This window comes from Bremerella sp. JC817 (assembly GCF_040718835.1).
Taxonomy (GTDB): Bacteria; Planctomycetota; Planctomycetia; order Pirellulales; family Pirellulaceae; genus Bremerella.
This window is the reverse complement of record NZ_JBFEFG010000274.1, coordinates 241,467-266,316: the sequence shown is the minus strand read 5'-3', so window position 1 is coordinate 266,316 and position 24,850 is coordinate 241,467. Positions and strand designations below refer to the sequence as shown.

General features: G+C 56.4%; 22 protein-coding genes and 1 pseudogene. 13 read left to right on the top strand and 10 right to left on the bottom strand.

Annotated elements, in window-relative coordinates; translation table 11 throughout:
* Positions 1 to 68: 68 nt before the first annotated feature.
* Positions 69 to 950 (top strand): bifunctional methylenetetrahydrofolate dehydrogenase/methenyltetrahydrofolate cyclohydrolase FolD, encoded by an 882-nt coding sequence (gene folD / locus AB1L30_RS15230; protein ID WP_367014285.1) that lies wholly within the window; start codon positions 69 to 71, stop codon positions 948 to 950.
* Between the two features lie 4 nt (positions 951 to 954).
* Here folD and AB1L30_RS15225 read toward each other — a convergent pair whose 3' ends face one another.
* Positions 955 to 1,755, bottom strand: coding sequence for an RNA methyltransferase (locus AB1L30_RS15225; protein WP_367014284.1), 801 nt, complete (start codon positions 1,753 to 1,755; stop codon positions 955 to 957).
* Between the two features lie 6 nt (positions 1,756 to 1,761).
* Positions 1,762 to 2,631 carry a class I SAM-dependent methyltransferase gene (locus AB1L30_RS15220; protein ID WP_367014283.1) on the bottom strand — a complete coding sequence of 290 codons (870 nt, stop codon included), beginning with the start codon at positions 2,629 to 2,631 and terminating at the stop codon, positions 1,762 to 1,764.
* 121 nt (positions 2,632 to 2,752) lie between these two features.
* Here AB1L30_RS15220 and AB1L30_RS15215 point away from each other — a divergent pair, with 121 nt between their 5' ends.
* The 9 genes and pseudogenes from AB1L30_RS15215 (at position 2,753) to AB1L30_RS15175 (ending at position 11,494) form a co-directional block, all read left to right on the top strand.
* The gene (locus tag AB1L30_RS15215; protein WP_367014282.1) at positions 2,753 to 3,979 is read left to right on the top strand and encodes a PDZ domain-containing protein; all 1,227 of its coding nucleotides are present in this window, start codon (positions 2,753 to 2,755) and stop codon (positions 3,977 to 3,979) included.
* Positions 3,980 to 4,093: 114 nt separating this feature from the next.
* Positions 4,094 to 5,137, top strand: coding sequence for a glycosyltransferase family 9 protein (locus AB1L30_RS15210; RefSeq protein WP_367014281.1), 1,044 nt, complete (start codon positions 4,094 to 4,096; stop codon positions 5,135 to 5,137).
* Between the two features lie 15 nt (positions 5,138 to 5,152).
* Positions 5,153 to 6,202 (top strand): M28 family peptidase, encoded by a 1,050-nt coding sequence (locus AB1L30_RS15205; protein ID WP_367014280.1) that lies wholly within the window; start codon positions 5,153 to 5,155, stop codon positions 6,200 to 6,202.
* 34 nt (positions 6,203 to 6,236) lie between these two features.
* Positions 6,237 to 6,659, top strand: coding sequence for a hypothetical protein (locus AB1L30_RS15200; RefSeq protein ID WP_367014279.1), 423 nt, complete (start codon positions 6,237 to 6,239; stop codon positions 6,657 to 6,659).
* A 124-nt stretch (positions 6,660 to 6,783) separates the two neighbouring features.
* The gene (locus tag AB1L30_RS15195) at positions 6,784 to 7,986 is read left to right on the top strand and encodes a VCBS repeat-containing protein (RefSeq protein ID WP_367014278.1); all 1,203 of its coding nucleotides are present in this window, start codon (positions 6,784 to 6,786) and stop codon (positions 7,984 to 7,986) included.
* 251 nt (positions 7,987 to 8,237) lie between these two features.
* Positions 8,238 to 9,244 (top strand): annotated as a pseudogene (locus tag AB1L30_RS15190) (DUF1559 domain-containing protein).
* 124 nt (positions 9,245 to 9,368) lie between these two features.
* Complete coding sequence (locus AB1L30_RS15185) at positions 9,369 to 9,677, top strand: hypothetical protein (protein ID WP_367014277.1); 309 nt, start codon at positions 9,369 to 9,371, stop codon at positions 9,675 to 9,677.
* Positions 9,678 to 9,932: 255 nt separating this feature from the next.
* Complete coding sequence (locus tag AB1L30_RS15180; protein WP_367014276.1) at positions 9,933 to 10,949, top strand: DUF1559 domain-containing protein; 1,017 nt, start codon at positions 9,933 to 9,935, stop codon at positions 10,947 to 10,949.
* Positions 10,950 to 11,044: 95 nt separating this feature from the next.
* Positions 11,045 to 11,494, top strand: a complete 450-nt coding sequence (locus AB1L30_RS15175) for a hypothetical protein (protein WP_367014275.1) — start codon at positions 11,045 to 11,047, stop codon at positions 11,492 to 11,494.
* A 9-nt stretch (positions 11,495 to 11,503) separates the two neighbouring features.
* Here AB1L30_RS15175 and AB1L30_RS15170 read toward each other — a convergent pair whose 3' ends face one another.
* Positions 11,504 to 12,628, bottom strand: coding sequence for a sialidase family protein (locus tag AB1L30_RS15170; protein ID WP_367014274.1), 1,125 nt, complete (start codon positions 12,626 to 12,628; stop codon positions 11,504 to 11,506).
* Positions 12,629 to 12,777: 149 nt separating this feature from the next.
* Here AB1L30_RS15170 and AB1L30_RS15165 point away from each other — a divergent pair, with 149 nt between their 5' ends.
* Positions 12,778 to 13,290: a hypothetical protein gene (locus AB1L30_RS15165; protein ID WP_367014273.1), complete on the top strand. Its 513-nt coding sequence runs from the start codon at positions 12,778 to 12,780 to the stop codon at positions 13,288 to 13,290.
* Position 13,291: 1 nt separating this feature from the next.
* Complete coding sequence (sigJ, locus tag AB1L30_RS15160) at positions 13,292 to 14,161, top strand: RNA polymerase sigma factor SigJ (RefSeq protein ID WP_367014272.1); 870 nt, start codon at positions 13,292 to 13,294, stop codon at positions 14,159 to 14,161.
* Here sigJ and AB1L30_RS15155 read toward each other — a convergent pair.
* The 7 genes from AB1L30_RS15155 to AB1L30_RS15125 all read right to left on the bottom strand — a co-directional run bounded on the left by AB1L30_RS15155 (position 14,158) and on the right by AB1L30_RS15125 (position 22,055).
* Positions 14,158 to 14,577, bottom strand: a complete 420-nt coding sequence (locus tag AB1L30_RS15155) for a hypothetical protein (protein WP_367014271.1) — start codon at positions 14,575 to 14,577, stop codon at positions 14,158 to 14,160. The genes sigJ and AB1L30_RS15155 overlap by 4 nt on opposite strands.
* A gap of 92 nt (positions 14,578 to 14,669) precedes the next feature.
* Positions 14,670 to 15,740 (bottom strand): DUF1559 domain-containing protein, encoded by a 1,071-nt coding sequence (locus tag AB1L30_RS15150; protein ID WP_367014270.1) that lies wholly within the window; start codon positions 15,738 to 15,740, stop codon positions 14,670 to 14,672.
* Positions 15,741 to 16,048: 308 nt separating this feature from the next.
* The gene (locus AB1L30_RS15145; protein ID WP_367014269.1) at positions 16,049 to 16,564 is read right to left on the bottom strand and encodes a hypothetical protein; all 516 of its coding nucleotides are present in this window, start codon (positions 16,562 to 16,564) and stop codon (positions 16,049 to 16,051) included.
* A gap of 66 nt (positions 16,565 to 16,630) precedes the next feature.
* Positions 16,631 to 17,719 carry a DUF1559 domain-containing protein gene (locus AB1L30_RS15140; RefSeq protein ID WP_367014268.1) on the bottom strand — a complete coding sequence of 363 codons (1,089 nt, stop codon included), beginning with the start codon at positions 17,717 to 17,719 and terminating at the stop codon, positions 16,631 to 16,633.
* A 234-nt stretch (positions 17,720 to 17,953) separates the two neighbouring features.
* A complete protein-coding gene (locus AB1L30_RS15135) occupies positions 17,954 to 19,249 on the bottom strand; it encodes a 6-phosphofructokinase (protein WP_367014267.1) in 1,296 nt (431 codons plus the stop codon).
* A gap of 294 nt (positions 19,250 to 19,543) precedes the next feature.
* Entirely contained in the window at positions 19,544 to 21,301 is a 1,758-nt protein-coding gene (locus AB1L30_RS15130) for an HDOD domain-containing protein (protein ID WP_367014266.1), read from the bottom strand.
* A gap of 142 nt (positions 21,302 to 21,443) precedes the next feature.
* Complete coding sequence (locus tag AB1L30_RS15125) at positions 21,444 to 22,055, bottom strand: hypothetical protein (protein ID WP_367014265.1); 612 nt, start codon at positions 22,053 to 22,055, stop codon at positions 21,444 to 21,446.
* Positions 22,056 to 22,621: 566 nt separating this feature from the next.
* On the opposite strand from AB1L30_RS15125, the gene AB1L30_RS15120 reads away from it, so the two are divergent.
* On the top strand, positions 22,622 to 24,841 hold the full coding sequence (locus AB1L30_RS15120) for a cation:dicarboxylase symporter family transporter (RefSeq protein WP_367014264.1): 2,220 nt from the start codon (positions 22,622 to 22,624) through the stop codon (positions 24,839 to 24,841).
* The last annotated feature ends 9 nt before the right edge of the window (positions 24,842 to 24,850 follow it).

Below are 24,850 nucleotides of genomic sequence, written 5' to 3'. Positions count from 1 at the left end.
AGCGGATCGCTCGATAAAATGGCCCACATTCCTCTCATGCCTAACGACACCCGAATGGGGAGTGCCCTGTGACTGCGACGATTCTGGATGGAAAAACGGTATCTGCCGCCCTGCAAGACGATATTGCCTCGCGCGTGGCCAGCTTCCAGCAGGAAACGGGCAAAACGCCTTGTTTAGCAGCGGTGTTGGTGGGTGAGGATCCGGCCAGCCAGGTCTACGTTCGTAACAAGGAACGGGCCTGTCAAAAGGTGGGGATGACCAGCCAGTTGTTTCGTAAGCCTGCCGAGATCACCCAGGCCGAGCTGCTGGAACTGGTGGCCCAGCTTAATCAGGACGACACGGTCAGTGGCATTCTGGTTCAGCTTCCCTTGCCGAAGCATCTCGACGCGTCCGAAGTCTTGGATGCCATCGATCCCCGAAAGGATGTCGACTGCTTCCACCCCAGCAACGTCGGTCTGCTTTCCCAGGGACGCCCGAACTTCCTCCCGTGCACTCCGCATGGAGTGGTGCAGATTCTGAAGCACTTCGATCTGCCGACGGCCGGAAAGAACGTGGTTATTCTTGGTCGTAGCGATATCGTTGGCAAGCCTTTGGCCCTGATGTTGATGCAGCGGTCGAGCGAAACCTGCGGTGCCGACTACGCCAATGCCACCGTGACCGTGGCCCATAGCCGTACGCCGAATCTGAAAGAGTTGACCCAACAGGCCGACATTTTGGTCGCCGCCATCGGCGTACCGAAGTTTGTCACGGCCGATATGGTGAAGCCAGGGGCGATTGTGGTCGACGTCGGCATCAATCGAACCGATGACGGTCTTTGCGGCGATGTCGACTTCGACGCGCTGTTAGAAGTTGCCGGAGCGGTGACGCCGGTCCCGGGTGGCGTTGGCCGACTGACGGTCACGATGCTGCTGGAAAACACCCTGAAGGCAGCCCAGATTCAGGCCAGCTAACCGCTTAGGTCCGCTGCCGTAGTGCTTCGTACAACAGCACCGCGGCGGTGGTCGAAACGTTCAAGCTGTCGGCGATCCCGTTCATCGGCAGATGAATGTTCTGCACATGGTCCTGGTGCCATTTCTGACTGAGCCCGTGCGCTTCGCTCCCCAGGACCAAGGCGGTCGCTCTCCGCATATCGACCGAGGTATAGGCTACCGAACCATCGACTCGGGCCGCGAAGGTCTCAATCGCGTTGTCCTTCAGCCAGGCAATGGTTTCTTCTGACGTGGCATCGACGATCGGGGTCGAGAAGATCGTCCCGAGACTGGCTCGAATCGCGTTGGGATTGAACAGATCGGTGCGACCATCGGCCGAGATCAACAAGTCCGCACCGACGGCATCCATCGTTCGCAAAATGGCGCCGACGTTGCCTGGCTTCTCGACTTGCTCGATCACGACAATCAGTGGTGCTTCCGGCAGGGTGACCTGCTGAAGCGAGTTGGACGGGATCGGTACGATGGCCACGGCCCCTTCGACTCGTTCACCAAAGGCAAGCTTGGCCATCACATCGCGTGTGACATGCTGGATGTTGAGGTCGGGGTGCTGCTGCAGGACCTCGTCAAACGACTCCGCTTCCGGGCCAGAGAAGGCATCGGGAAGGACGTAGATCGTTTCGACCGGAAATCCCATCAACAAGGCTCGGCGAATCTCGCGCAGACCATCGACGATGGTGCGGCCCTGCTGACTGCGACCGCGGCGGTCACGAAGTTTGACCGCGGCTTTAATCTGAGCGTTTTGTAGCGAGCGAATGATTTCAGCCATAACCGCCTAGGCTCCACGTTGGTAGCTGGCGAAATAGCCGCTGGGAAGCTTGCGGCCTTTCTGGTCGGTGATCGTCAGCGGCCCCGATTTGATTTGACGCGGAGCTACCGACGGAAACGCATCGTCCACCATCTGATGCAACGTGTCCGCTTCGTAGCCTGGCGAATGGCAAGTTAGCAGAACTAGCTTCGGACTGTCTGCCAGAAGTTCATTCAAGTATCCCATTAGCAGTGGCAGGTGCTTATCAATCCGCCAGACTTCCCCTTTCGAGCCATGGCCATAGGTGGGCGGGTCGAGGATCACGCCGTCGTAGGTGTTGCCCCGTTTGACTTCGCGTTTGACGAACTTCCGGGCGTCTTCCGCGATCCAGCGAATGGGGGCTTCGCCCAGGCCTGAAAGCTCGGCATTGCGGCGAGCCCATTTCACCACGTTGGCGGCGGCATCGACGTGGGCCACTTCGGCCCCACCCAACGCACATGCCAGCGAAGACCCGCCGGTATAGGCGAACAGGTTTAATATCTTGAGCGGCTGAGGGCTTTCGCTGCATGTTTTACGCAGCCATTGCCAGTTGGCAAACTGCTCGGGGAAAAGCCCTAAGTGACCAAACTGCGTTGTCTTGAGACGAAACCGTAGCTGCCCGGCGGCCACTTGCCAATCTTCCGGCAACTGGTCGGCGTCGTGCCAATCTCCCTGGGTTTCGGTACGCCGCACATATCGAGCGGCTGCCTGAGACCAGATTTGGGGAGAAGCTGCGCGAAACCCTTCGGCCGAAGGGGAATAGCGATCGAGAACGACCGAGCCGAATTGCTCTAACTTTCGACCAGCTCCGAAGTCGAGCAAGCTATATTGAAAGGGAGCCAGATCGGCGTCGTGCATAAGAGTGGTTAGCCACGAGGCGAGGGAGAGAATTTGGTTTTGCCCTGGAATAGTTCCTAATATCTTCCCACAATAACAGAACATGGCTCCTCTGTCGTCGACCCCCAATTCGAGATCGCTCGTGACTGTTCGCCGAATCCTTCCATTTCTCGTTTGCCTGACATGGGGGCTGTTCCTCTTGGTACCCTCGGTCCAAGCTGCCGACGGAGACCAACCGGCGACCGATGCTGCCGCCCCGACGACACCACCGACTGCGGCCGAAATTCAGGCTTGGATCGATCAGCTCGACAGCGACAAGTTCCTGCTTCGCGAAAACGCCACTCAGAAGCTTATCGAAGCGAAAGACACTGCCATCGAGCCGCTGACCGATGCGGTCCGAACTGGCAGTCTCGAGAAAGCTTTTCGTTGTATCCATGTCTTGCGGGCCTTCGCCATCGGCGACGATATTGCGACCGAACGAGCCGCGACCGCCAAGCTGGCGTTGATCGCAGCCACGCAGCACGACCGTGTTTCAGCCTATGCCACCGACGTGCTGAAGAAGATTCAGCCGGTTCAGCGAGAACGTGCCATCCGAATCTTAAGCGGGCTGGGCGTGAAGTTCTCGACTTACAGCCAGCCGCAAGGATTCCAGGCCAGCCTGCAAGAGCCAGGGATTGTGATCGACGACAGTTACCAGGGAACGGTCGACGATCTTTATTACCTGCAGCATCTCAACTTCATCGGCGACGTGCAGATCTCGAACGACAAAGTCACGGCCGATTGGTTTGCTCACATTGCCAAAATGCCCAACGTCCGGCTGATGACCATCAAAGATGGCCCGGTCGATTTGGAAATGCTGCGCGAGCTCGATCCGCTGCTGCCACGCATGATCGGCTTCCGGCTGTATTACTTGGATATCAAGGGTTCGCTGGCTCCGTTGTTCTCGAAGATGATCAACCTTCAGCGAGCCGAGTTGTTCGGCATGGTGGTCGATGGGAAAGAACTCTTCCTGAACGAAGCCGAGCAGGAACGGATCATGCGAGTTGTGCCTGACATCACGCGTCAGGTCGACAATTTCAAAATCCGCAGCGGTGGTTTTCTCGGGGTGCATGGTTCGAGTTCCGGAGGCAACGGCCCCTGCGTGATCCAGAACGTCAACCAAGATAGCGGTGCTTACAAAGCCGGTCTTCGGGGTGGTGACACGATGGTGGAAGTCGACGGCGAAAAGGTCGATAGCTTCACGCACCTGATTCAATTGCTCAAGGATAAGAAGGTCGGCGACCGAGTTGAAATGATAGCCGTCCGCGGATCGGAAACGAAAAAGCTGGACGTTACGCTCGGTAAATGGCCACTCCGGCCCGAATATTAGCAGCTGGCATAATCTGGCGGTGGCTGGTCTTGCCCTGCGGGGGCGTTTCTTTCTACGATACGCCCCGCCTCGGTGCCGCCAGAATGGCACACGACAAAAGGAGTTGTCGGCCCTATGCTATCACCTGCCCCTCGCATCCTCATCACTCGACTCAGTGCTCTGGGAGATACCGTACTGACGTTGCCGGTGCTATGCGCGCTGCGACGTGCTTACCCTTCCGCCCAGATCGGTTGGGTCGCCGAACCGGCTGCCTCGAAGGTGCTGGCCGATCGGAACGATCTCAACTTTCTGTTCACGGTCGAAAAGGGCTGGCTCACCAAGCCAGGCGAGATTCGCCGGCTGCGACGCGCTTTGTCACGGCACAAGTTCGAGATCGTTCTCGACGCGCAAGGCCTGACGAAGAGCGCCGCCGCCGGCTGGCTTTCGGGACGGAAGCATCAGATATCGTTCGCGCGGGGCGAAGCACGTGAACTGGCACCAACGTTGGCCGGGATTCATATTACCCCCAAGGCGACCTACGTCGCCCATCGCTACCTGGAACTGCTCAAGCCGCTGGGGATCGAGAATCCTCAGCTTGAATTCCAGATGCCCTACGACGCCGTCGCCCATCAGGCGATCGCTCAGCGCGTGCCGGCGATTGCCTCGGGACGGTATGCCGTGTTGAACGTGGGGGCCGGATGGTATTCCAAAACCTGGATTCCAGAACGTTTCGGCGAAGTCGCGGCCGATCTGTTCATGCGGGACGAACTGCGCAGCGTCTTGCTGTGGGGTAGCGAAACCGAGCATGACTACGCACGCCAGGCCGCCCAGGCAGCGAACCTTGTGGCCCCTGGTTCGGTGTCGGTGCTTCCCAAACTGTCGATCGCCGAAATGAAAGAAACGATTCGCCACGCTCGCCTGCTGATCAGCGGCGATACGGGGCCTTTGCATTTTGGAGTGGCCCTGGATACCCCGACGATTTCCTTGTTTGGGGTGACGAAGTCGGAGTACTATAGTCCCAGCCAAGGAATTCATCGGACCGTTCAGAATGTCTACGATCCGCTCTCGTGCCGCAAACGCCGGAAGGCGGGCAACGAGGCAATGCAGGCGATTCAGACCGAAGATGTCCTGGCCCAGGTAGACATCCTGCTCAACATGCGGCATTCTAAAGCTGCATAATCTGGACTATTTTTCGTGTCTTCACCGAGCCTGACTTTGCCGTCCGACCCGCAAGAACAAACGATCCCACGCTGGAGTACCCTTCTCGCTGGCTTGATTGGCGTGATCGCGATCATCGTGATGGTCACGCTGAACTCCGGTAGCGAGCCCGCTCCACCGCCGAGTCAGCCAGGTCAACAAGACGACCTGAGCCGCTTCCTTCCGATCGACGGCGAAAAGGCGTATCAGCATCTGAAAGAGATCTGTGCCCTCGGACCACGCATCAGCGGTAGCGAGGCGATGCAGCGTCAGCAACAGATGATCGAAGACCACCTGACCAAGCACGGGGCAACCGTTCAGCGGCAGTCGTGGGAAGTTCGGCACCCGGAAACGGGACAGCCGGTCACGCTGACGAACCTGTTCGGTCGCTTCCATCCGGAACGCACCGAACGCATCTTGCTGTGTTGCCACTACGATACGCGTCCTTACGCCGACGAAGATCCGGTCAACCCGAAGGCACCCTTCGTCGGGGCAAACGATGGGGCGAGTGGTGCGGCGCTGTTGATGGAGCTGGCCCGGCATATCAGCGAGATCGACACAAAGTACGGGGTCGACCTGGTGTTTCTCGATGCGGAAGAGTTCATCTTCGACCGCGAACGAGATCCATTCTTCCTGGGCTCGACCTATCTGGCCAACAAGTACAAAAGTGCTGACATCAACTTCCAGTACAAGTGGGGCATTCTGCTCGACATGGTTGGTGATAAAGAACTGCAGATCTACCAGGAACGCAACAGCGTAGGCTGGAAGGATACCCGGCCGCTGGTCATGGACGTCTGGCGGGTGGCGAACAAGTTGAACATCCCTGAGTTCGTCCGCCGACCTCGCCATACCGTGAACGACGACCATGTTCCCCTGCACGATATTGGCGGGATTCCGATCATCGATATCATCGATTTCGACTATCCAAATCCGGGATATGGGCCAAAATATTGGCATACGCAACAAGATGTCCCTGAGAACTGCTCGGCCGATTCGTTGGCCAAGGTGGGGAAAGTTGTTCTGACCTGGTTGCAGGAAGTCGAATAATCAAGCTACGTCCTGAAAGGGACGCTTCACGTCCATGCTTTTCGCTACCTCGCTACTCGCATTCGTTTTGACCCTCGTCTCGTGGATGATGCACACGCATCACCAGCAGACGGTGAAGATGGTTGAACGGCATCCCGAGTGGGATTCTCGAAAACGTGAATATCTGCTGGCCCAGGTGCGTCGTCGTAAGAAGGTGACGTACACGCTGATGCTGATCGCCATCGCCGTGCTGATCAGCCCGGCCATTCCTCACAACGCCGCCTTCATCGTGTACTGGGCGGTCGTTCTGCTGTTAGTCTTATGGATGGTAGTGATCGCCGGCATCGATGGATTCGCGACGAAGTCGTACATTCTTTCGCTGCGAGACGAGCGGATTGCCAGCCGCCGGGCTCTCGAAGAAGAAGTCAAACGCCTTCGCGAAGAGAACCGTTCGGCCAGTTCGTCGGTCGAAGAGTAGGCTGCGGCTCGATCGGCTCTCGGCGGCCGCGCCAGGGAAAAAGCGTGACAACGCATAGCGGTTTTGGGAAGATAGGCTCGCTTGCTCGATCCTCATCGCTTCCCCCGCTCGAAAGTCTCTGGCCATGCATCGTGTCTCGCTTGCCACGTGGATGTTGTACTCCCCTGCCCTATTGTGGGCGACCGCTGTCAGTTCAGTCCAAGCCGAAGACCTGACGAAGCCAGCCTTCGAGAAGGTTCGTCTGACCGAAGAGTATTTCGCTGAAGGAGCCTCGGTTGGCGATTTCAATCGCGACGGTAAGCCAGACATTGTCTGCGGGCCGAACTGGTTTGAAGGGCCGCAGTTCACCGAGCGGCACGCGATCTACGACGGCAAATCGTTTCCGAACGATCGTGGTTATTCGGATAACTTCTTCTCGTTCGTCGAAGACTTTAACAGCGACGGTTTAGATGATGTGCTAGTAGTTGGCTTGCCCGGCACGCCAGCGCATTGGTACGAGAATAGCGGCTCGGATCAACTGTGGAAAAAGCACTTCGCATTCCCTGCGGTCGATAACGAAGCCCCTGGTTTTCTCGACATCACCGGCGATGGAATCCCAGAACTGGTTTGCCACTTTGAAGGCCAGCTTGGCTATGCCCAGCCAGGCGAGAAAGATCCGGCCCAGCGTTGGAAATGGACGCCAATCTCCGAGAAGCAAGGTTGGGGGCGGTATCAGCATGGGCTCGGTGTCGGGGATATCGATGGAGATGGCCGCGCCGATTTCCTGATGCCCGAAGGCTGGTGGCAACAGCCAGAAAACTGGGACGGAACGAGTCCCTGGAAAAAGCACGCATATCGCTTCGCTCCTGGCGGTGCTGGAATTCATGCCTACGACGTCGATGGGGATGGCGACAACGACGTGATCACGAGCCTGCAAGGCCACGCGTATGGTCTGGTCTGGCACGAGCAATCGAAGAACGACGCCGGCGAAATTATCTTCACCCAGCACGAGATCATGGGGACGCCTGACAAGTCGGTCAGCGAGGTGGTCTTCAGCCAATTGCATGCGGTGGAGCTCGCCGACATGAACGGCGACGGCGTGAAAGATATCGTCACCGGCAAATGCTATTGGGCCCACAACGGCCACGACCCAGGTGCCAAAGATCCGGCGCTGCTGGTTGTCTTTCTCACCGATCGTTCTGGCGATCAGGTGACTTTCCACCCGGTAGTCGTCGACAGCAACAGCGGTACCGGTCGGCAGATCACGTTGGCCGACGTCAATCAAGATGGTGCGATCGATATCGTCGCCGGCAACAAAAAAGGGACGTTCGTCTTCCTGGCGAAATAGCGATTCGGTTCAGTGTTGGCATGGATTTGCGGGTGGTTGCTATGTGGCTATTGTAGGGGCACCTTCCCGTAGATCATATTCCATTGATGATAAGGGAGAAATTACGGGCTTTATGTATAATTGACTGGTTAAGCAGTTGGCTCTGTAATTAACCATTAAGGCGGCGATTGCGTTGGTTATTTATCCGCAATGGCGTGGACGTTCGCTTTTGCTGGAATTTATCTTTCAATTGTACAGCCCGCAGGTGTGTTATGTCTCAGCCCCAGCGACGGGGTTTTACCCTCGTAGAACTGCTTGTCGTGATCGCCATTATTGGCGTCTTGATCGCGTTATTGCTGCCTGCCGTGCAGATGGCTCGTGAAGCGGCTCGACGCATGAGCTGCTCGAATCAGCTTCGTCAGCTTGGCCTCGCTTTCCACAACATCACGACACCCACAATGCATTTCCTGCGGCCAACTACACGGCTGGCGAAGACACTGGATACCCTTACTACGGGTATGGGGCGTTCGTGCAGATTCTGCCTTATATCGAACAGGCCGCCGTTTACGATCTGGTACAAAGCAGCTCGAACAACTTCACCAACCGTTGCTTAAACAACAGCCAGCGGAACGTGAAGCTGAGTGCCTTCCTTTGTCCTTCCGATCAGGAATATCCCGGTGCTGGCCCTGGTTGCAACTACGCCATCAGCGTTGGCTGCACCAAGAGCTACGCAAATCCAAATCAGCAGAACGGCATGTTCCGCGGACCGCAGACCGACCATACCAAGGCCGGTGTCGAAACCCGGATGCGTGACATTACCGATGGTACGACCAACACCTTGATGCTGTCGGAACATCTGGCGGGCGACGATAACGACACGGGTCTGATGAACGGCAACTCGTCCGAAGCCCGCAAAGGTTCCACCGTCACGTGGAACCAATATCCGACTCAATCGGAAATCGATACGTTCGGCTCGGCCTGCGCTGGGGTTACGGCCCACAATGGCAGTAATGGTCAGCATTGGATGGCCGGCTTGCCATCGCAAACGATCATCAACACGATCGCACCACCCAACTGGAAGTATCCGAACTGCCAGAACAGCGGCAGCGGTTACGCTTCGGATCGCGACGGGGTGTATGCCCCTCGCAGCCGTCACCCTGGCGGTGTTCTAGTGACCGCCGGCGACGCATCGAATCGGTTCATTGCTGAAACGATCGATCTCGCGACCTGGCAGAACTTCGGTGGTCGTAACGACGGCAAGGTGATCAACCTGCCTTAGGCCCGCCTGCTTCCATCCTTTCTCGTTTCCGCTGGCCAGCACGCTTGGTTGGCCAGCGGATTCTTGAGATCGCTCTGCTCTGCCTTCCTGCCCGCATTCATGCCCAGCTTATTGGATCCTCCCCATGTCGATTGCTACCCGTTCGCTGATTCTGGTTGCCTTGTTGTTCGCGGTTGTCGGCTGTGGTCCCGGCAGCACGCCGGTCCCCGTTGAAACGACACCCCCTTCCGAACTGATCAAGAAGGATCTGCAGTACCTCATCGAAACCGGCATGGTCGGCAGCGAAATGATGTCGATCCAAAAGAACATCGACCTGATCAAAGAATCGGACCCAGAAAAGGGTGCTGAGCTGCAACAGGATTACGACAAGCTCGATAAAGCCTCAAGCGGTCAGGCCCGTGGCATTGCCAAGAAGATGGCCGAGAAGCTCTAATCGGCTCGGCAGATCTCATTGATGCGAGCGGCAATAAAAACACTCAATTTAAATAATAATTATTGCATCTTGTTCTTTTGAGGGTGCCTACGATACTGAACATGGGTTGCCTATCTCGAAGCAAGAATGAGGGTCGTCACCGCGCGGTTAAGCGACTTGGACACTCCTATTTAGCAAGCTGTCGCCTCTTCCTTCCGGCCCCAATTATCCCCTCCTAAACCCTGCCCCTATTATCGATTCTTGAGGATCAGATCCGTGACGTCCCCATCTTTGCAGCGGCGTGGTTTCACGCTCGTCGAGCTTCTCGTCGTCATCGCCATCATCGGTGTGTTGATTGCTTTATTGCTTCCAGCCGTTCAGCAGGCACGCGAAGCCGCCCGGCGGATGGAATGCCAGAACAAGCTTAAGCAGTTAGGCCTGGCGCTTCACAACCATCACGACACCTTCGGCCACTTCCCGAAGAAAGGTCGCCTGCCTGGTCCCTACTACGAACGCGTCGGCGGGATGGTGCTGCTGCTGCCTTACCTCGAACAGAATGCCCTGGCCGAGCAGATCAAGAATCATGGTCTTGCTACGCCACCAACCCCGTGGGACAACTTCGCTCCGTTCAAAGTTCGACTGGAAGCGTTCATCTGTCCTTCGGACGCTGGTAGCTCGGACGCGATCATCAGCAATGGCAACGCTCCAAACAACTATCGCTTCTCGATCGGCGACTCGTACCGCGATGTCTACACGCCAGACAATCCGCATCGTGGTTTGTTCGACGATCGCGTCGAGAAAGACTTCAGCAGCATCACCGACGGAACGAGCAACACGTTGATGATGGCTGAGCGTTCGACCGGCACCACCGCCAAGCTAGTGATGCAGGGGCAAGCCACGAGCATCGCCTTCTTGACCGATCCGACCGTTTGTCGCGATTCGGTTTCGACCACCAACCGCAACGAATACGCCGGCGGCGCGAGCAATCGTGCGGCCCAGCGTTGGAACGACCGCTTGCCGGCGTTCTCGGCAATCTCGACCGTGCTTCCGCCGAACAGCCCTTCCTGCTGGACCGGAACCAACGAGAACACCGACGACTCGATTATCTCGCCTACCAGTTATCATCCTGGTGGCGTGAATGGTTTGCTATGCGATGCGTCGGTTCGCTTCCTGCCAGAAACGATCGATACCGGCGACCTGACTCAGCCTGAAGTCACTTCCGGTGCCAGTCCTTATGGAATTTGGGGAGCGTTGGGCAGCATCAACGGTGGCGAGTCGCGTCCGCTCGAATAAGTCGACGGCGTGACCAGACCCTGTTTCCCATCTGCATCCGCCTCGGCAGAGTTTCTGTCTTTGCCGAGCGAATCCCTATTCTGTGAGAGTTGAAAATGCGTTGCGTATTGATCTTAGGCGGCATGCTGTTGATGGCATGCAGCGGCTGCGGTGCGAAGCCGGTCAGCCACAATCCTGGCGTTGAAGTCTTCGCCACCCAAGTCACCGTGACTCACAAAGGTAAGCCGGTTGAAGGGGCTCGGGTATCGTTCAGTTCGGTCGACCAGCAGCGAAGTGCCACTGGCACGACCGACGCTGCTGGCATCGCGAAGCTCACCACGTTCGACCTGCACGACGGCGCGGTCCTTGGCAAACATCGCGTGAAGATCGCCAAGGACGAAATCGAGGTGATCAAAGAGGCCGATCTCGACGATCCGACCTCTCAGGCCGAAATCAAAACGGTGCATCACCTGCCCGAGAAGTATGGCAACTACAAGTCGTCCGGTTTGAATGCGGACGTCAAAAACGACCCGGCTGGAAACAGCTTCGAGTTCGACTTGAAGTAAGCCTGCCGTCTATTCATAGAACCATGAGACTGGCAATCGCTGCGTGTTGGTGATTGCCAGTCCGTTGTTTTCGCGACGATCTCCGGCGCAGTAGGCCATAACCACGTGATCGTCCACAAAGTCGACTGCGATATAGCAGAACCAGCCAGTCGGACTATCTTCCAGCGTCTTCACATGCGTCCAGGTTTTGCCTTCATCTTTCGAGATTGCAGAACGGAGCGGCGTTCGCTTCCCTTTCAGTTCCGGTGCGATGTCGGAGTGATCGTTCCATAGAAGCAGCAGGTCGCCTGTCGAAGGAATTCGTTCGATCGTGGCAGGCGAAAGGGGCGAGATCATCTTCGACGGTTGCAGCTGCGACCAGGTCTCACCTTGGTCTTCGCTGAATGTCACAAATTGGCTGCCCGCATCGGTGCGGCACCACATCATCAGTCGGCCATCTTTCAGTTCGACGACGCCTGGTTCCTGGACGAGCACGTCGCGGTCGTTGCGTTTCGGTGGCCGTGCGGCAGCGGTGCTTCGTGTCCAGGTCTGACCGGCATCGTCGGAGTAGTAAACCAGCGTGGCTGCCGAGTTATTGCGCTTCGGCATGCCTGGGCCGACATGCTGAGCCACCGGGGCGATCAGGCGACCACCAGTCAGTTGCACCACGCGATCGTTGTTCAAAATGTAATAGCCGATTTCACGATCCGGAATGACTTGGGTCGGTTCGCCCCAAGTCTGGCCTTCGTCGGTGCTGATTCTCATTTGCGGTCGGCAATCGTCCTGAGCGTTCTTTCGCAGGTAGAAAAGGGCCAATCGTCCGTCGGCGAGCCGGAGCAGCGAAACCGACATCACGTTCAGTCCCCCTTCATTCGGAACGACGAGCTTATCTTCCGTCGACCAGGTCGCCCCTCCGTCGTGCGAAATGCGGCTGGCGAGGTGGGCCTGGGCATGATCGCCCGAGCCACCGAAGAAATGGGTATAGATCAACAGCAGATCGCCGTTCTTCAGGCGGACCATATCCCCTTCGCTGTTCCGCGGATTGCCAGGACCGGTCGGCAGCGTGACCTGCGATTTGGGAGGCTCTGCGATCACGGCCGAGACGGCAAAAAGCAAAAAAGGCAGTACGAGCCAGCCAGCGCGAGAGGTGTTCATAAGTGGGCTTTGACAAAGGGGTTGGCAGCGGGAGCGGGAAGTTTTTGCGGGAGGGGTGTCACATTTCGAGGAGGTGAATCGTCTGGTCCGTAGAAAGTGGCTTATGGTGCCGAACGACTCAATCAGAATTCCAACGTAAGGAGTTTCAAGTGGACCTGCAACAAGCGGAAGCGAATCTGAAGCAATTCAGCGCCCACTACGACTACGACACCGGGTACATTATTCAGTTGTTGCACGATTCGCCGGGTGCTTACGAAACCTTCGCCGCCGCCCAGGCCATGCCGAACTATTCGCAGGCATTGCCGCTGGATGCGTTCTTTGTGGCGAAGATCACCGTGATGAAGACCGAAGATTGTGGCCCTTGTGCCAACCTCAGTCTGAAGATGGGTGTCGAGAAAGGTCTCGATCGTCAGTTCCTCAAAGATATCGTCCAGAACCCGGCTGCCCTGCCCCAGCCGCTGAAAGATGTCCACGATCACGTGGTCGCCGTAATTCGAAACGACGATCAAGATGCCGATCGAATGGAACGTATTCGGCAGCACTATGGCGTTGAAGCATTTGCAGAACTAGCCGTGGTAATCGTGGGTTGTCGCATTTACCCGACCCTCAAGCGAGCGATGGGGATGGATGCGTATTGCGAAGTGTTGAATCTGGATTTCTAAAATGGTCGCGGCCAACGAGTTTGAATCGCTTCGTCAGCAACTGATCGGGTTTTCGTATCGCATGTTGGGAAGCGTTTCAGACGCCGAAGACATCGTGCAAGAGGCTTACCTGAACTGGGAGCAAGCGGGTCGGCCGAAATTGGATTCGCCCCGCAGTTGGTTCTTTCGGGTCTGCTCTCGGTTGTGTCTCGATCGGATCAAGTCGGCTCAATATCAGCGCGAGAACTACGTTGGCCCTTGGCTGCCAGAGCCACTGTTGGAAGACCATGCCGATCGAGCCGAGCTGGACGAATCGATTTCCATGGCGTTGATGCTGACGATCGAACGCTTGAAGCCAGCCGAACGCGCCGCGTTTATCCTGCACGACTTGTTCGGCTACGAGTTCAACGAAGTCGCATCGATCTTGGGACTCGAAGCGGCCAATTGCCGCCAGTTGGCCAAGCGTGCACGAACGCATTTGAAGGGGGACAAACAGCGTGCCCCTGCCGATGCCCAAGTGGTGAAGCGAATTTCAGACGCGTTCTTCGAAGCGGTTAACGAAGGCGATCTCGATAACCTGCGTTCGATCTTGTCGGAGGATGTCGTGCTGACCTCTGATGGCGGAGGCAAAGTCAGTGCGGCCCGTCGTCCGATGGTCGGCTTCGACGAAGTGACGACCTTCATGATTCGCGTCATTCGCAACGCGCGGCGAAACCACGCTGTCGAGTTCCGCGCGGTCCGTTTCAACGGTGCCCCCGGCATCCTCGGCTACATGGATGGCGAACTGTTTGCCGCCTACCAGGTAGAAGTGGTGGATGGCAAGGTGCAGTCGCTGTACGTAGTCCGGAACCCTGACAAGCTGGCGATCTTCTCGCGGCTGGCGACTTCCTAGGTCGAAGTTACCTCGAACTGGAAGTTGTTCTTGTCCGACTCTTCGACCGTCGCGGTGAGTGTGGTTTCTTCGTTGAACTTCTTCGGGATGATGTTCTTCATCGACTGTTCCTCGTTGGGGCCATACATGTTGGTGTTGGCCGCGACTGGAACGTACGATCGCACTTCCACCTTGCGATCGCCGGCGAGGACTTCTCCGGAGAACTTTCCGTCGATCACTTTCACGGTGTCTCGGATTCCGTCTTTCACCGAAACGAAAACGACCTCACCGGTGGCCATCGGTTTGCCGTCGAGGGTGACCTCGCCTTGGACCGGGTACGATTTGGGGATCGGCGGTTTGGAGTTGCAGCCAATCAAAACCAGGCAAAGCAAAGGCAAGCAAATGGCGTTCGCCGCCATCTTCGTAGGGGCGTTCATAAATGGTTCCGTGGCGATAAGAGCGATGGAAGAAAGAATGCGTCGCGGGCAGCGATCCGTGCTTGCGTGCCCGCGAGAAATGTTCGAGGTGCTTACGGAAGCTCGAGCACCTGACCGTCGTCGCGGGTCACCATTCGAGCGACCAGGTCGAGCGGAACGGTCTCGGCGAGGAAGCGGACCGAGCCATCCCCCATCAACACCATCGCTCCGCCAGGATGGGCAGAAATCAACGGCATGTTGGTGCTCGCGTTGTCGCAGATGCCATCCGATCCGCAGTTGCCGGGGGCATCGGGCCAGCCCGTGCCGGGACGTCGCTGCTGATTCACCGGATAGCGGATCGTGACCATGTTGAAGGTTCGCAAGTCACCACCATTACCAGCGTTCGGTGGTGTCGAACTGCTACGCCAGCCGATGATAAATCCGTGACGAACGCCATTGCGATAGTCATGCTTGGAACCGTTGGCGGTAATCAATGCGTCGCTGATTTCACCCACGAGTGCCGTGTTGGAGGTTCCGTCGGTAAGCGAGGCCAGGCCAATCTGACCGCCGGGGATGATCGCACCACCGCCACCCGCAATGCCCCCAGAGCAGCAGCCTGTGATCGAAGCAGGTGTGTTGAAGCGTGACTCGGTGTATCCCGAGATCAAGCCATTGACCGCACCTGAGATCCCGGCGTAGCTCGGGGCCATGATAGGTCCGTTGGAATGAGGATTCTGAGCCCACTTTTCCAGCGGTGAGGATGGGCAAAGATAGCCACTAATCAAAACGTTCTTGGCGGCATTCGTGTTGTTCGCAGCATTCGTTCCCCAGCCTGAGCCACCACCGAAGTTGAACTTGTCGTACATGACATTCTGTTCAATGTACGGAAGCAAATAGACCATCCACGAACTTCCCCATGCTGCTTCGGTGGTACTGGTACCGAAGGGAATCTTGTCGGCCGCGCCGCCGGGTGGCAGACGGAGATAGGTGTCGTGGAAGTTATGAACGGCAATGCCCATCTGCTTCATGTTGTTGCTGCATTGCATGCGGCGAGCGGCCTCGCGCGCTTGCTGAACAGCAGGCAGAAGGAGTGCAATTAATACCCCAATGATTGCAATTACAACCAGTAGTTCTACCAACGTGAAACCGCGAAGATTACCCAAATTGCGATAGCGCGTGCCCATTGCCAGACTCCAATAAGAGATGAGATGAAATGTGGAAAAGTCGGCTCTTAGATCGTTTTATCGGCTTAAATTTAGCTGGTCAATGTTTATTTCTAAAACATATGACTTTTTATGCTGTCGCGATGAGTGGCGTTTAAGAGATTGGTAGCCCAATATGCAATCGGTTTAATTTGCCAGAATTGCCCGATTGGCATCTCGATTGATAGACGTGCATTTCGCGACGTGGGGTGAAGAAGATACCCCAGCGAGCCCGGCACCTGGATGCCGGGCTTCGGATTGGTTCTGCAGGATGGCGAATGGCAGGAAGTTTAGAGATCGAACTGGAAATCATTCATTTCGTTGGACTTCACTTCGGCCGTCAGTTTCGATGAGCCAGGGACGGAGACGTCTCGCGGCAGCAGTTCGACCAGCGGCGGCGGTTCTTTACCGGGTGCGACGGACGAACCTTCTTCCGAGGCCTTGTTCAAGGCATCGACGCGGGCCTGGTAGTCGGCTTCGGAAATGCCTTTGGGGGGCACCTTTTTCGAGATAGTCACTTCGTAGTTCGACGGCACCGCCCCTTTGACATCGGCCTGACCGCTGACGTGCGTGGTCAGTTCGAAGTTGCCATTGGCATCGGTTCGTCCTAAAGCGATCTCGCCTTCTGCCATTCGGCGCGAGCCACGACTGAAGATGACCATCGCATCGGCCAGCGGTTTTCCTTCGTAGGTGACGTGCCCCTTCACCGAGCTGGTGCTCGGTAAATCGGAGTTGCCACACCCGCTCAATATCGCCACGACTAATGCCGTGGCGGAGAAGCTAAGCCAGCTTCGACAAGTTTTCATGACGATGTCTCTTGTGGGGAAACGAGAGGTTGGAATGGAAGGGAGGGAATCGATCGAGAACGAACCTTATGGCAGGGAGGTCGTTTCACCGCCTGACTTGCTGCCGAGGTTTCCCCACACGCCGTAGCGCGAAGGACCGCTGGTAACTTCGGCCAGGGTCAGATCGCCGGTGTCGATGGTTTCAGGAATGAAGTGCACCGAAGCATCGATCATCAGCACCATTGCGCCGCCTGGATGGAAGCTGCTGGCGCTGAACAAACCCCATTGGTCTCCCCAGTTGTCGTTGGCACACGAAGGGCTGTTGGGAGGCAAGACGGTGGTTACACCAGTGAACGCAGGGAAGCCATCGAACCACTGCACGCCAACCGCCCGCGCCTCTTGCACTGACTGCGATGTGTTGTACTTGCCTTGGCTGGCGGTGGTCAGGCAAGAGATCGGCGAGGTGTTCAAGCCGCTGACGTTGTTCGCAAAGAAGCCGCGGATGTCGCGCGTATTGCCCGACGTGCCGAAAGCACGCTCCGCCATCATGATCGTGTTGCTCGTTCCGTCAGTGACCGAGGCCATCGTCAGTTGGTGCTGCTTGCCATGATCGACACGGCCGAACGGGCCACGAGGGTTCTCGAGATTGTGGCTGGCGTTGATCGTATCGCCAACGCTCACCGCATAGCTGCGAGGTCCCCAACTGCGGCTCCAGATCTGAGCGGCCGGTGAAGGATTCGAAGGGCAGACGAACGCAGGAATCGTTGCTTGATACGGCGGATAGACACGTTCGCGAATCGGGCCGAATTCCAGTACGTTGATGCCGCCGTAATTGCCAGGCGCCGAGAGGATGTCGTAGATCGCCGACTGCTCGAGGTACGGCAGGATATGCATCATGCCGCTGTTACGTCCTTCATTCCCCTGAGGATCGGTCGAACGTGTACCGCCGTTGTTCACCCGCAGGCCTGGAAATCGAAGGTAGGTGTCGTGATGGTTGTGAATCGCCAGCCCCAACTGTTTGAGGTTGTTCGAGCAGTGCATCCGTCGGGCAGCTTCGCGCGCTTGTTGAACGGCCGGCAGCAGTAAGGCGATCAAAACCCCAATAATGGCGATGACCACCAGAAGTTCGACCAGTGTGAAACCGGCCCGAATGGATACTTTTCGCGTGGCTTTCATAGACTCGAGCTCCGATGAACGCACCAGGCCGCGTGGAATTACCCGCGACATCATGCAAGTAAAAATAAATGCGATTTAATGAATATCGCTCGGGCTCTAGTTTAGGCGTGTACCACGATTGGCTGCAAGCAGAATTCCAGATATGGGGTATTGGTTTGAGAAGTTAGCGCACGAAAAAAGGCCACCGGATGGTGACCTTTTCGGATTAACTTAGTTTTGGCGAACCGGGCGTGACTAGTCGTTCACGTAGGTTTCCAGGAAGCGAGCGAGCTTCTGGAAGTCGCAGCCCTGCGGGATGTGGCGAACAACCGTAACCAGGTTTTCCTGGTTGACCAGGTCCTCGAAGTTCACGTAGTGCAGCTCGAACTGACCGCTGGCCGAAACCATCACGCCGTTCAGCTTCTTTTCGACCAGGGCACGATAAGCACCGACGCCCAACTGGCTGCCCAGGATCACGTCGTAGGCCAGCGGCTTGGTGCAGCGGGCTTCGTAACCGAGCTGGATGCCGGTCACCTTGCGGCTGCGGCCGGTCTTTTCTTCGTAGGCCTTGGCAACCCACTTGCTGAACGTGCGACCGAGCTGAATGTCGGTGATCGCGATGTGGCCGTGATCGTCACGGGCGACGCCTTCCAGGTAGGAAGTCGGCAGCATTTCGGCCAGGCCTTCTGCCAGGACGATCACGCCGAATTCCTTGCCTTCGGCTTCGCGAGCAAGCATCGTCTTGACGATCCGATCGACCACCTTCGGGACGTTCATCGTCTTCAGCGTTTTGCCGTTTTCTTCCCATTCTTTCTCGACGTAATCGCCAGTGATGTCTTCGACGCTGATCACCAGCGAAGCTTCGCCAGCGATCGCTGCACCGTAAGCCAACCAGCCAGCGCTACGACCCATGGCTTCGCACAGGAAGTAAGCCTTCGAGGCTTCGCCGTCGTACAGCAGCGTGCGGATTTCGGTCGACAGGAAATCGACGGCGGTGAAGAAGCCGAACGTGAAGTCGATGCCGTTGTAGTCGTTGTCGATCGTCTTTGGCAGGTGGACGACCGGCATCTTCTTGCTACCTTCTGGCAGCGTGTCTTGGAACATCTTGAACTTGTTGGCGGTCTTCAGCGTGTCGTCGCCACCAATCGAGATCAACGCGTCAACGCCCAGCGAATTCAAAGCATCGTAGGTAGTCTGGAAAGCCTTGCAGCGTTCCTTGTCCTTCAGATGATCGGGGTGCGAGATCGCCTTGCCAGGGTTGGCACGGGCGGTACCGATCATGATTCCCTGCTTGGCACGGCTACGGCTGAGCGCCTTATGGTCCAGAACGATGTAGTCACGATCCTCTTCCATCGGACGATCGGAACCGAACTGCATCAGGTTCGAATAGCCATTCATGATCCCCAGCACTTCAATGCCGGCACGCAAAAACGAAACGGCTGCAGTCGAGATCACCGCGTTCGCGGCCGGGGCGGGACCACCGGAAAACAGGATGGCAACACGCTTGAAATTGTGTTCAGGCTGTTCAGGACGGGAGAGGCTGTTGGCCATGTTCAAAATCCAAAGGGGAAGCAAAAAGCAGTAAGTTATCGAGAACCGATGATTTTATGCGTTATGGGGTGGTTTTCAACCTACGGCAACAATCGTACACCAACTGGAAAATATTGCGGAAAGATCCTGGGCGATACTTCGCTGCTAATGGAGTGCAGGATTGCTTAGCTCATTCCGGGCAAAGGCCGGAATGGCTTGCCTGGGAAAACTAGCCGAAAGCGTGTCGCTGTCTGGGGGCTCAGGGCCATCGCCGATCTGGATTTGGTGAGATCGGCGATGGAGAAAGACGCCCATTTAGATCGGGACGGTCGACCGCTGCAGAATGTCCTCCAACTCCAATTCGTCGGGGACCGGAAATTCGAAGACTTCGCACAAATGGCGTGCCCGTTGTAACGCCTCGCCGCAGATCGCCATCCGTTCATCGTGACTGAAGTCGGTATAGCGGCTCAGGAACTGCGATAACTGGAAGTTGCGGTAAGGATGCGGCATTTCCATCGAGTTGGCGAACGCTTCGGCCAGGCGTATCACCCTTAAGTAGCTGGCATCCGACTTGGTTAGATGGTCTTCGCCATCGACATCATGATGGGCAACCACCGTTCGCACGAGTGACTGAGGAAGGTTCCATTTTTGCAGCAGTGCTGCGGAAACATGCGCGTGATGGATCGAGAAGCTTTCCAATTCTAATTGATGCAATTGGCATCGGCCCACCTCTTGAACGCGTTTAACAATCCTGTCGTACCGGCTTCCGAACTTGTTCGCCATGACCAGGCACCCCACGTCCTGGACAAGCCCCAGGATGTAGGCCGTGTCAGGGGAACAGTGCTCGAACTTATCGGCAAATACCGACCCTGCCGCCGCCACGATCACACTTCGCTTCTGATACCACTGCCGATACGCTTCGTTCCATTGATTCAGAACCTTCGATTGAGCACGCATCGTTGCCATCGACATCACCTGCGATATCGTATTCTGGGCCCCTTGCAAATTGACAGCTTGCAGGATGCTGGTGGTTTGCTCGAACATGGATCGGCCACAGTTGGTTATATGCAGCAAATCAGTCGTGGCCTGCGAATCAGTTGCAATGTCGTCTGCCAGCTCGTTGAGTGGGATTTCGTTGATCGGCATTGCGAGGTAACCGGCCAACTTGACTACCAGTTGGGGCAATGGTGGAATTGCGCCGAAGTCTTTCACCAGATGTCGCGCCAAGGGAGGAATGAAAGCATCTTGCTCCGTAGTATCCCGAAGGATGCGGCGAACTTCAGCGATCAACTCTGTTCGATCGGTGTTTACCGGGGCAACAATCTCCACTCCGATTTCATCCGCTTGCTGGACGGTTTTGTCGTCCAGGTCGCTTAGCAAAACTATCTTCGGCCGAATCAACTGTTGGTTCAATCGTTCGACAATTTCGAGTCCGGTCATGAAGCCGCCGAGGTTGTTTTCGATCAGCAGCAGATCGATCCGTTGGCGATCGAGAACGTGGCACAGTTGTTCCGAGCTGGAAGTGGCGAAACAAGCGGTCGATTCGTCGCTGATATCGGCGGCCAGTTCTTCGGCCATTTGCGTCTGGTGTAGAAGCAGCCCGACATTATGTTTGGCCTGACGAGGTTTTGACGCAGAAGAGCGAGTCTCGCCGCTGGAATCGCCGGAGTCCGCGTCCGGCAACGAGGTGCGGCGGGACGATTGCTCGTCGGCCAAACTGCGAAGCTCACGGGCCAAAGTCCGGAAATTGATTGGTTTATGGCGGATCAGATCGACGCCGCGTTGCTGAAGATCTTGATTCAATCGTTCGTGACGAACGGCTGTCAGCACAGTAACGATAGGACGCGTGCTTGCTCCAAGGAGCTCGACACACAATTTATGCCCATTCATCTTGGGCATCTTCAGGTCGGTTACAACCACATCAAATGGAGCTCGCTGGTGTTGCTCCCAAGCGTCTTCTCCATCGGCTGATTCGACGCATTGAAATCCGACTTCACTCAGCGCGCGAACGAGCAATGCACGGACAGGTAATTCATCATCGACGACTAACGCGGTTCGTTTTTCTGTCATCATCTTCAAATCCTTCGGTTCTATGGAAGATCTTCACAGAATATTTCTTTTAAAAGAGAAGGTGCGTGAAAGGTTCACCCGCCTCTTGCCCGCGTCTTGCGGCGATATTCTCCTAAGTGGACTATTGGGTAGTGTGTTCGTTCAACTAATGAGGTGGTTCGGCGATCGTCACGGGAAGTGGCATCTCTTCGCAGTAGGTGTCCGTTATCGCACTTTTCGTGCGACCAAGTTTGCGAAGCTGATCGGCCAGGTTTGCGCCATCTCGGGCGCTCTCTATGATCGCTTGAATGTCTGGCCTCAGAGGGCTGTTGGCGTCCAGCTCTTCCTGGACCATGAAGGCACTCCCAAGCGTAATCTGGAAGATATTGCTGAAGCGGTGCGCCAGTTTCCGGGCATCACGCTCGATGTCCTTAGACGCTTGCTGGTGGCTCAGATCGGATGATCCTGGTTGCCCAGCCTCGCAAAGAACATGACTAAATGGGACTGCCATGGCTATCCAGACCAGGCTGACGAGACGTTCCTCCCAGAATGAAAGAGCGGGATCGCTCGCGACGCCCATAGCGATCGTCGTTAGAACACTGATGGTTATTACTGAAAGCATGCAAAGGTGCGAACGAGTTAGCCCCGCGACGAGAATCGCAAAGACGTAAAAGCCCCCCAAAAAGGCATTTCCAGGTTCAATAACCTCTGCTGCAACTGTGAAAAGGATGAGAAAACCAGACGCTAATAAGGGTCGCCAATGCTCATAGAAATCCATTTTTCTACTCCGAGTTTACGGCCAATTAACTCTCCAATATGGGATACGGTTTTCCACGAAAGTGGTGCAATTTGCATGAATCACGTAGCAGATTTCACAAATTTCACGGCGTGAATTGTCGGGAATTCCGGTCGAATGGGTTTTGTGAACTACTACTTTTGGCGGAGACAAATATTGGTGAAGACGACGCGTCGTATTGGGGGGGGACGGCAAAACTTAGGCGACCGAGATCGCAGATATTCCGTATTCAGCTCGCTGGAGTGCCTCAATATTCTCTAACGGGCATATTAGCGACCTAGGACCTATCAGTTTGTCTTCGTCCCGCACACTTTCTTAGCGTCGCGTGCTTGATTTCGAGACGGTTAATCTTTGACCACCCAGGCGAGATCCTTCTAAGTCTCGTTCAGCTATACGCTTTCGCGCATCGCCCTCCCCTCGCCCGGCATGGCGGCATAGATGTTGCGAATGGCTTGCTTGCAACCACGGGATGGTCTTTGCGTGATGGGAAGCGCGGCGGCCTGATGTCTGTATGTGAACACCCATCAGGAAAGGTTGAAAACTGAGCTATGATGCGACTCAGTCTGACGGCGTGGATCTTGATAGGCCTTGGCCTGGGGATCTGCACCGGCATATTCATCGGCGAGCGAGCCGAGATCTTAAATCCAATAGGGACTGGCTTCATCCGTCTTCTGCAGATGGCGGTCCTGCCCTATTTCATCGTGAGCCTACCACTTGGCTTCGGTCGGCTCAGCTTTGAGGAAGCGAAGCTGCTGGGAGTTCGTCTGGCTGGGTTTTCGTTTCTGCTGTGGATGTTGGGAATTGTGTTGGTGTTGCTGCTGCCACTCACCTTCCCGATGATTCAGTCAGCCAATTTCTTCAGTGCGAATCTGGTCACACCGAACCAACCGGTCGACTTCGTCGAGCTTTACATCCCGGCCAATCCATTCCGTAGCCTCTCGGATGCGGTCATCCCGGGCGTAGTCGTGTTCGGGATTGCCTTGGGCGTCGCCTTGATCGGCGTGCCGCAGAAGAAGCAACTGCTGACGATCCTCGATAGTCTGGCAGATGCCTTGGGACGGATTACCGGCTTTGTCGTTCGGTTGACTCCGATAGGTGTCTTCGCGTTGGCAGCGAGTGCCGCCGGAACGATGACGCTGGAAGACCTCAGCCGGCTTCAGGTTTACTTGATCGCTTACTCGGTTGGAGCGGCACTGCTGACCTTTTGGTTGGTGCCGATGCTGGTCGCTTCGCTCACGCCGTTTCGTTATCGCGATGTTCTGCGTGCCACACGTGATCCGCTGGTTACCGGCTTCACCACCGGCAACCTGTTGGTGGTGTTGGCGATGCTGGCCGAGAACTGCAAACATCTGTTTCAGGAACAAGAAGAGCTAAGCCGTGGTCGAGCGGAGTCGGTCGTCGATGTCTGCTTGCCGATCGCGTTTACGTTTCCGAACTTGGGCGTGGTGCTGTTGCTGCTGTTCATTCCGTTTGCTGGTTGGTTTACTGGCAATCCGGTCGAACTGGCTGACTACCCGAAGCTCTGCCTGCTGGGCTTCTTCAGCTTCTTTGGAAGTGTCGAGATTGGTCTCCCGTTTGTGCTGCAACAACTACGAATCCCGACCGATATGTTTCAATTGCATGTGGTGACGCTGGTCTACATCGGCCGACTGGCGACGATGTTGGCGGTGATGCATCTGGCAGGCGTTTCGTTACTGACCGCCGCCGGCAATGCGGGTTGGCTGCAATTCCGGCCGAGGCGATTGACCATGTTCGCCGGTGTGACGGTGGTCGTTTTGATTGCCTGTGTGGGGGCGACGCGAGGCATTCTGCAAACGACCGTCGATCAGGCGTACTCTAAAGACCAGGTCATCGCCAGCATGCAGTCGATCCAGACCGAACTGAACGGCAAGGTCAGTCGCGACATCCCAGAACCGCTCGACATTCCGGCCGATACATCGGTGCTGCAGTCGATTCGCGAGCGGGGTGTCTTGCACGTCGGCTACGATCCCGGCGGCATGCCGTTCAGTTTTTTCAATCGCGAAGACCAGTTAGTCGGTTTCGATGTTGAAATGACCCAGGCCCTGGCAGACGAGCTGGGAGTATCGGTCGAATATCATCCGTACGACAAGGGACAGATGGCCGAAGGGCTCAACGGGGAACGTCGCTACGATATGTTGATCGGCGGGTTGTTTGCCACCACGCGGCGTGTCGAGAAGATGTTGTTCTCGGAAGCGTATCTCGATCTCAATCTATCGTTCATTGTGCCAGACCATCGGAAGCACGAGTTCTCGCGGTTCACGAATTTGCGAAGCATCGATCGGCTACGAATCGCGGTGCTCGAACGGCCTTATTTTGGGGCTTGGATTCAGAACACCGCGCCCGAGGCGGAGGTGGTGTTGATCGATTCGCCGCAAGAGTTCTTCGAGAAGCCCGATAACTACGACGCGCTGGTAATGAGTGCCGAGGCGGGTAGTGCCTGGACGCTGCTGTATCCCAGTTACAGCGTCGTGGTGCCGGACGATGCTCACCTGAAAGTAAGCGTCGGCTACCCGATGCCGCTGGAAGCGAAGCGGCTGCAAGATGTGGTGAGTCGATGGATCGAGCTGAAGAAGAACGACGGGACGATCGACTCTTTATATGCGCACTGGATCGAAGGACAATCGACGAAGAATCGTAGGGCTCGCTGGAATGTGATGACCGACTTGCTGGGCTGGGGAAAGCCCGAGGGCGAGCCTGCGACGTTGGCGAAGGAAGGTTCCGAAGAGGGTGACGAACCTCCTTCATAGCTTCCCACT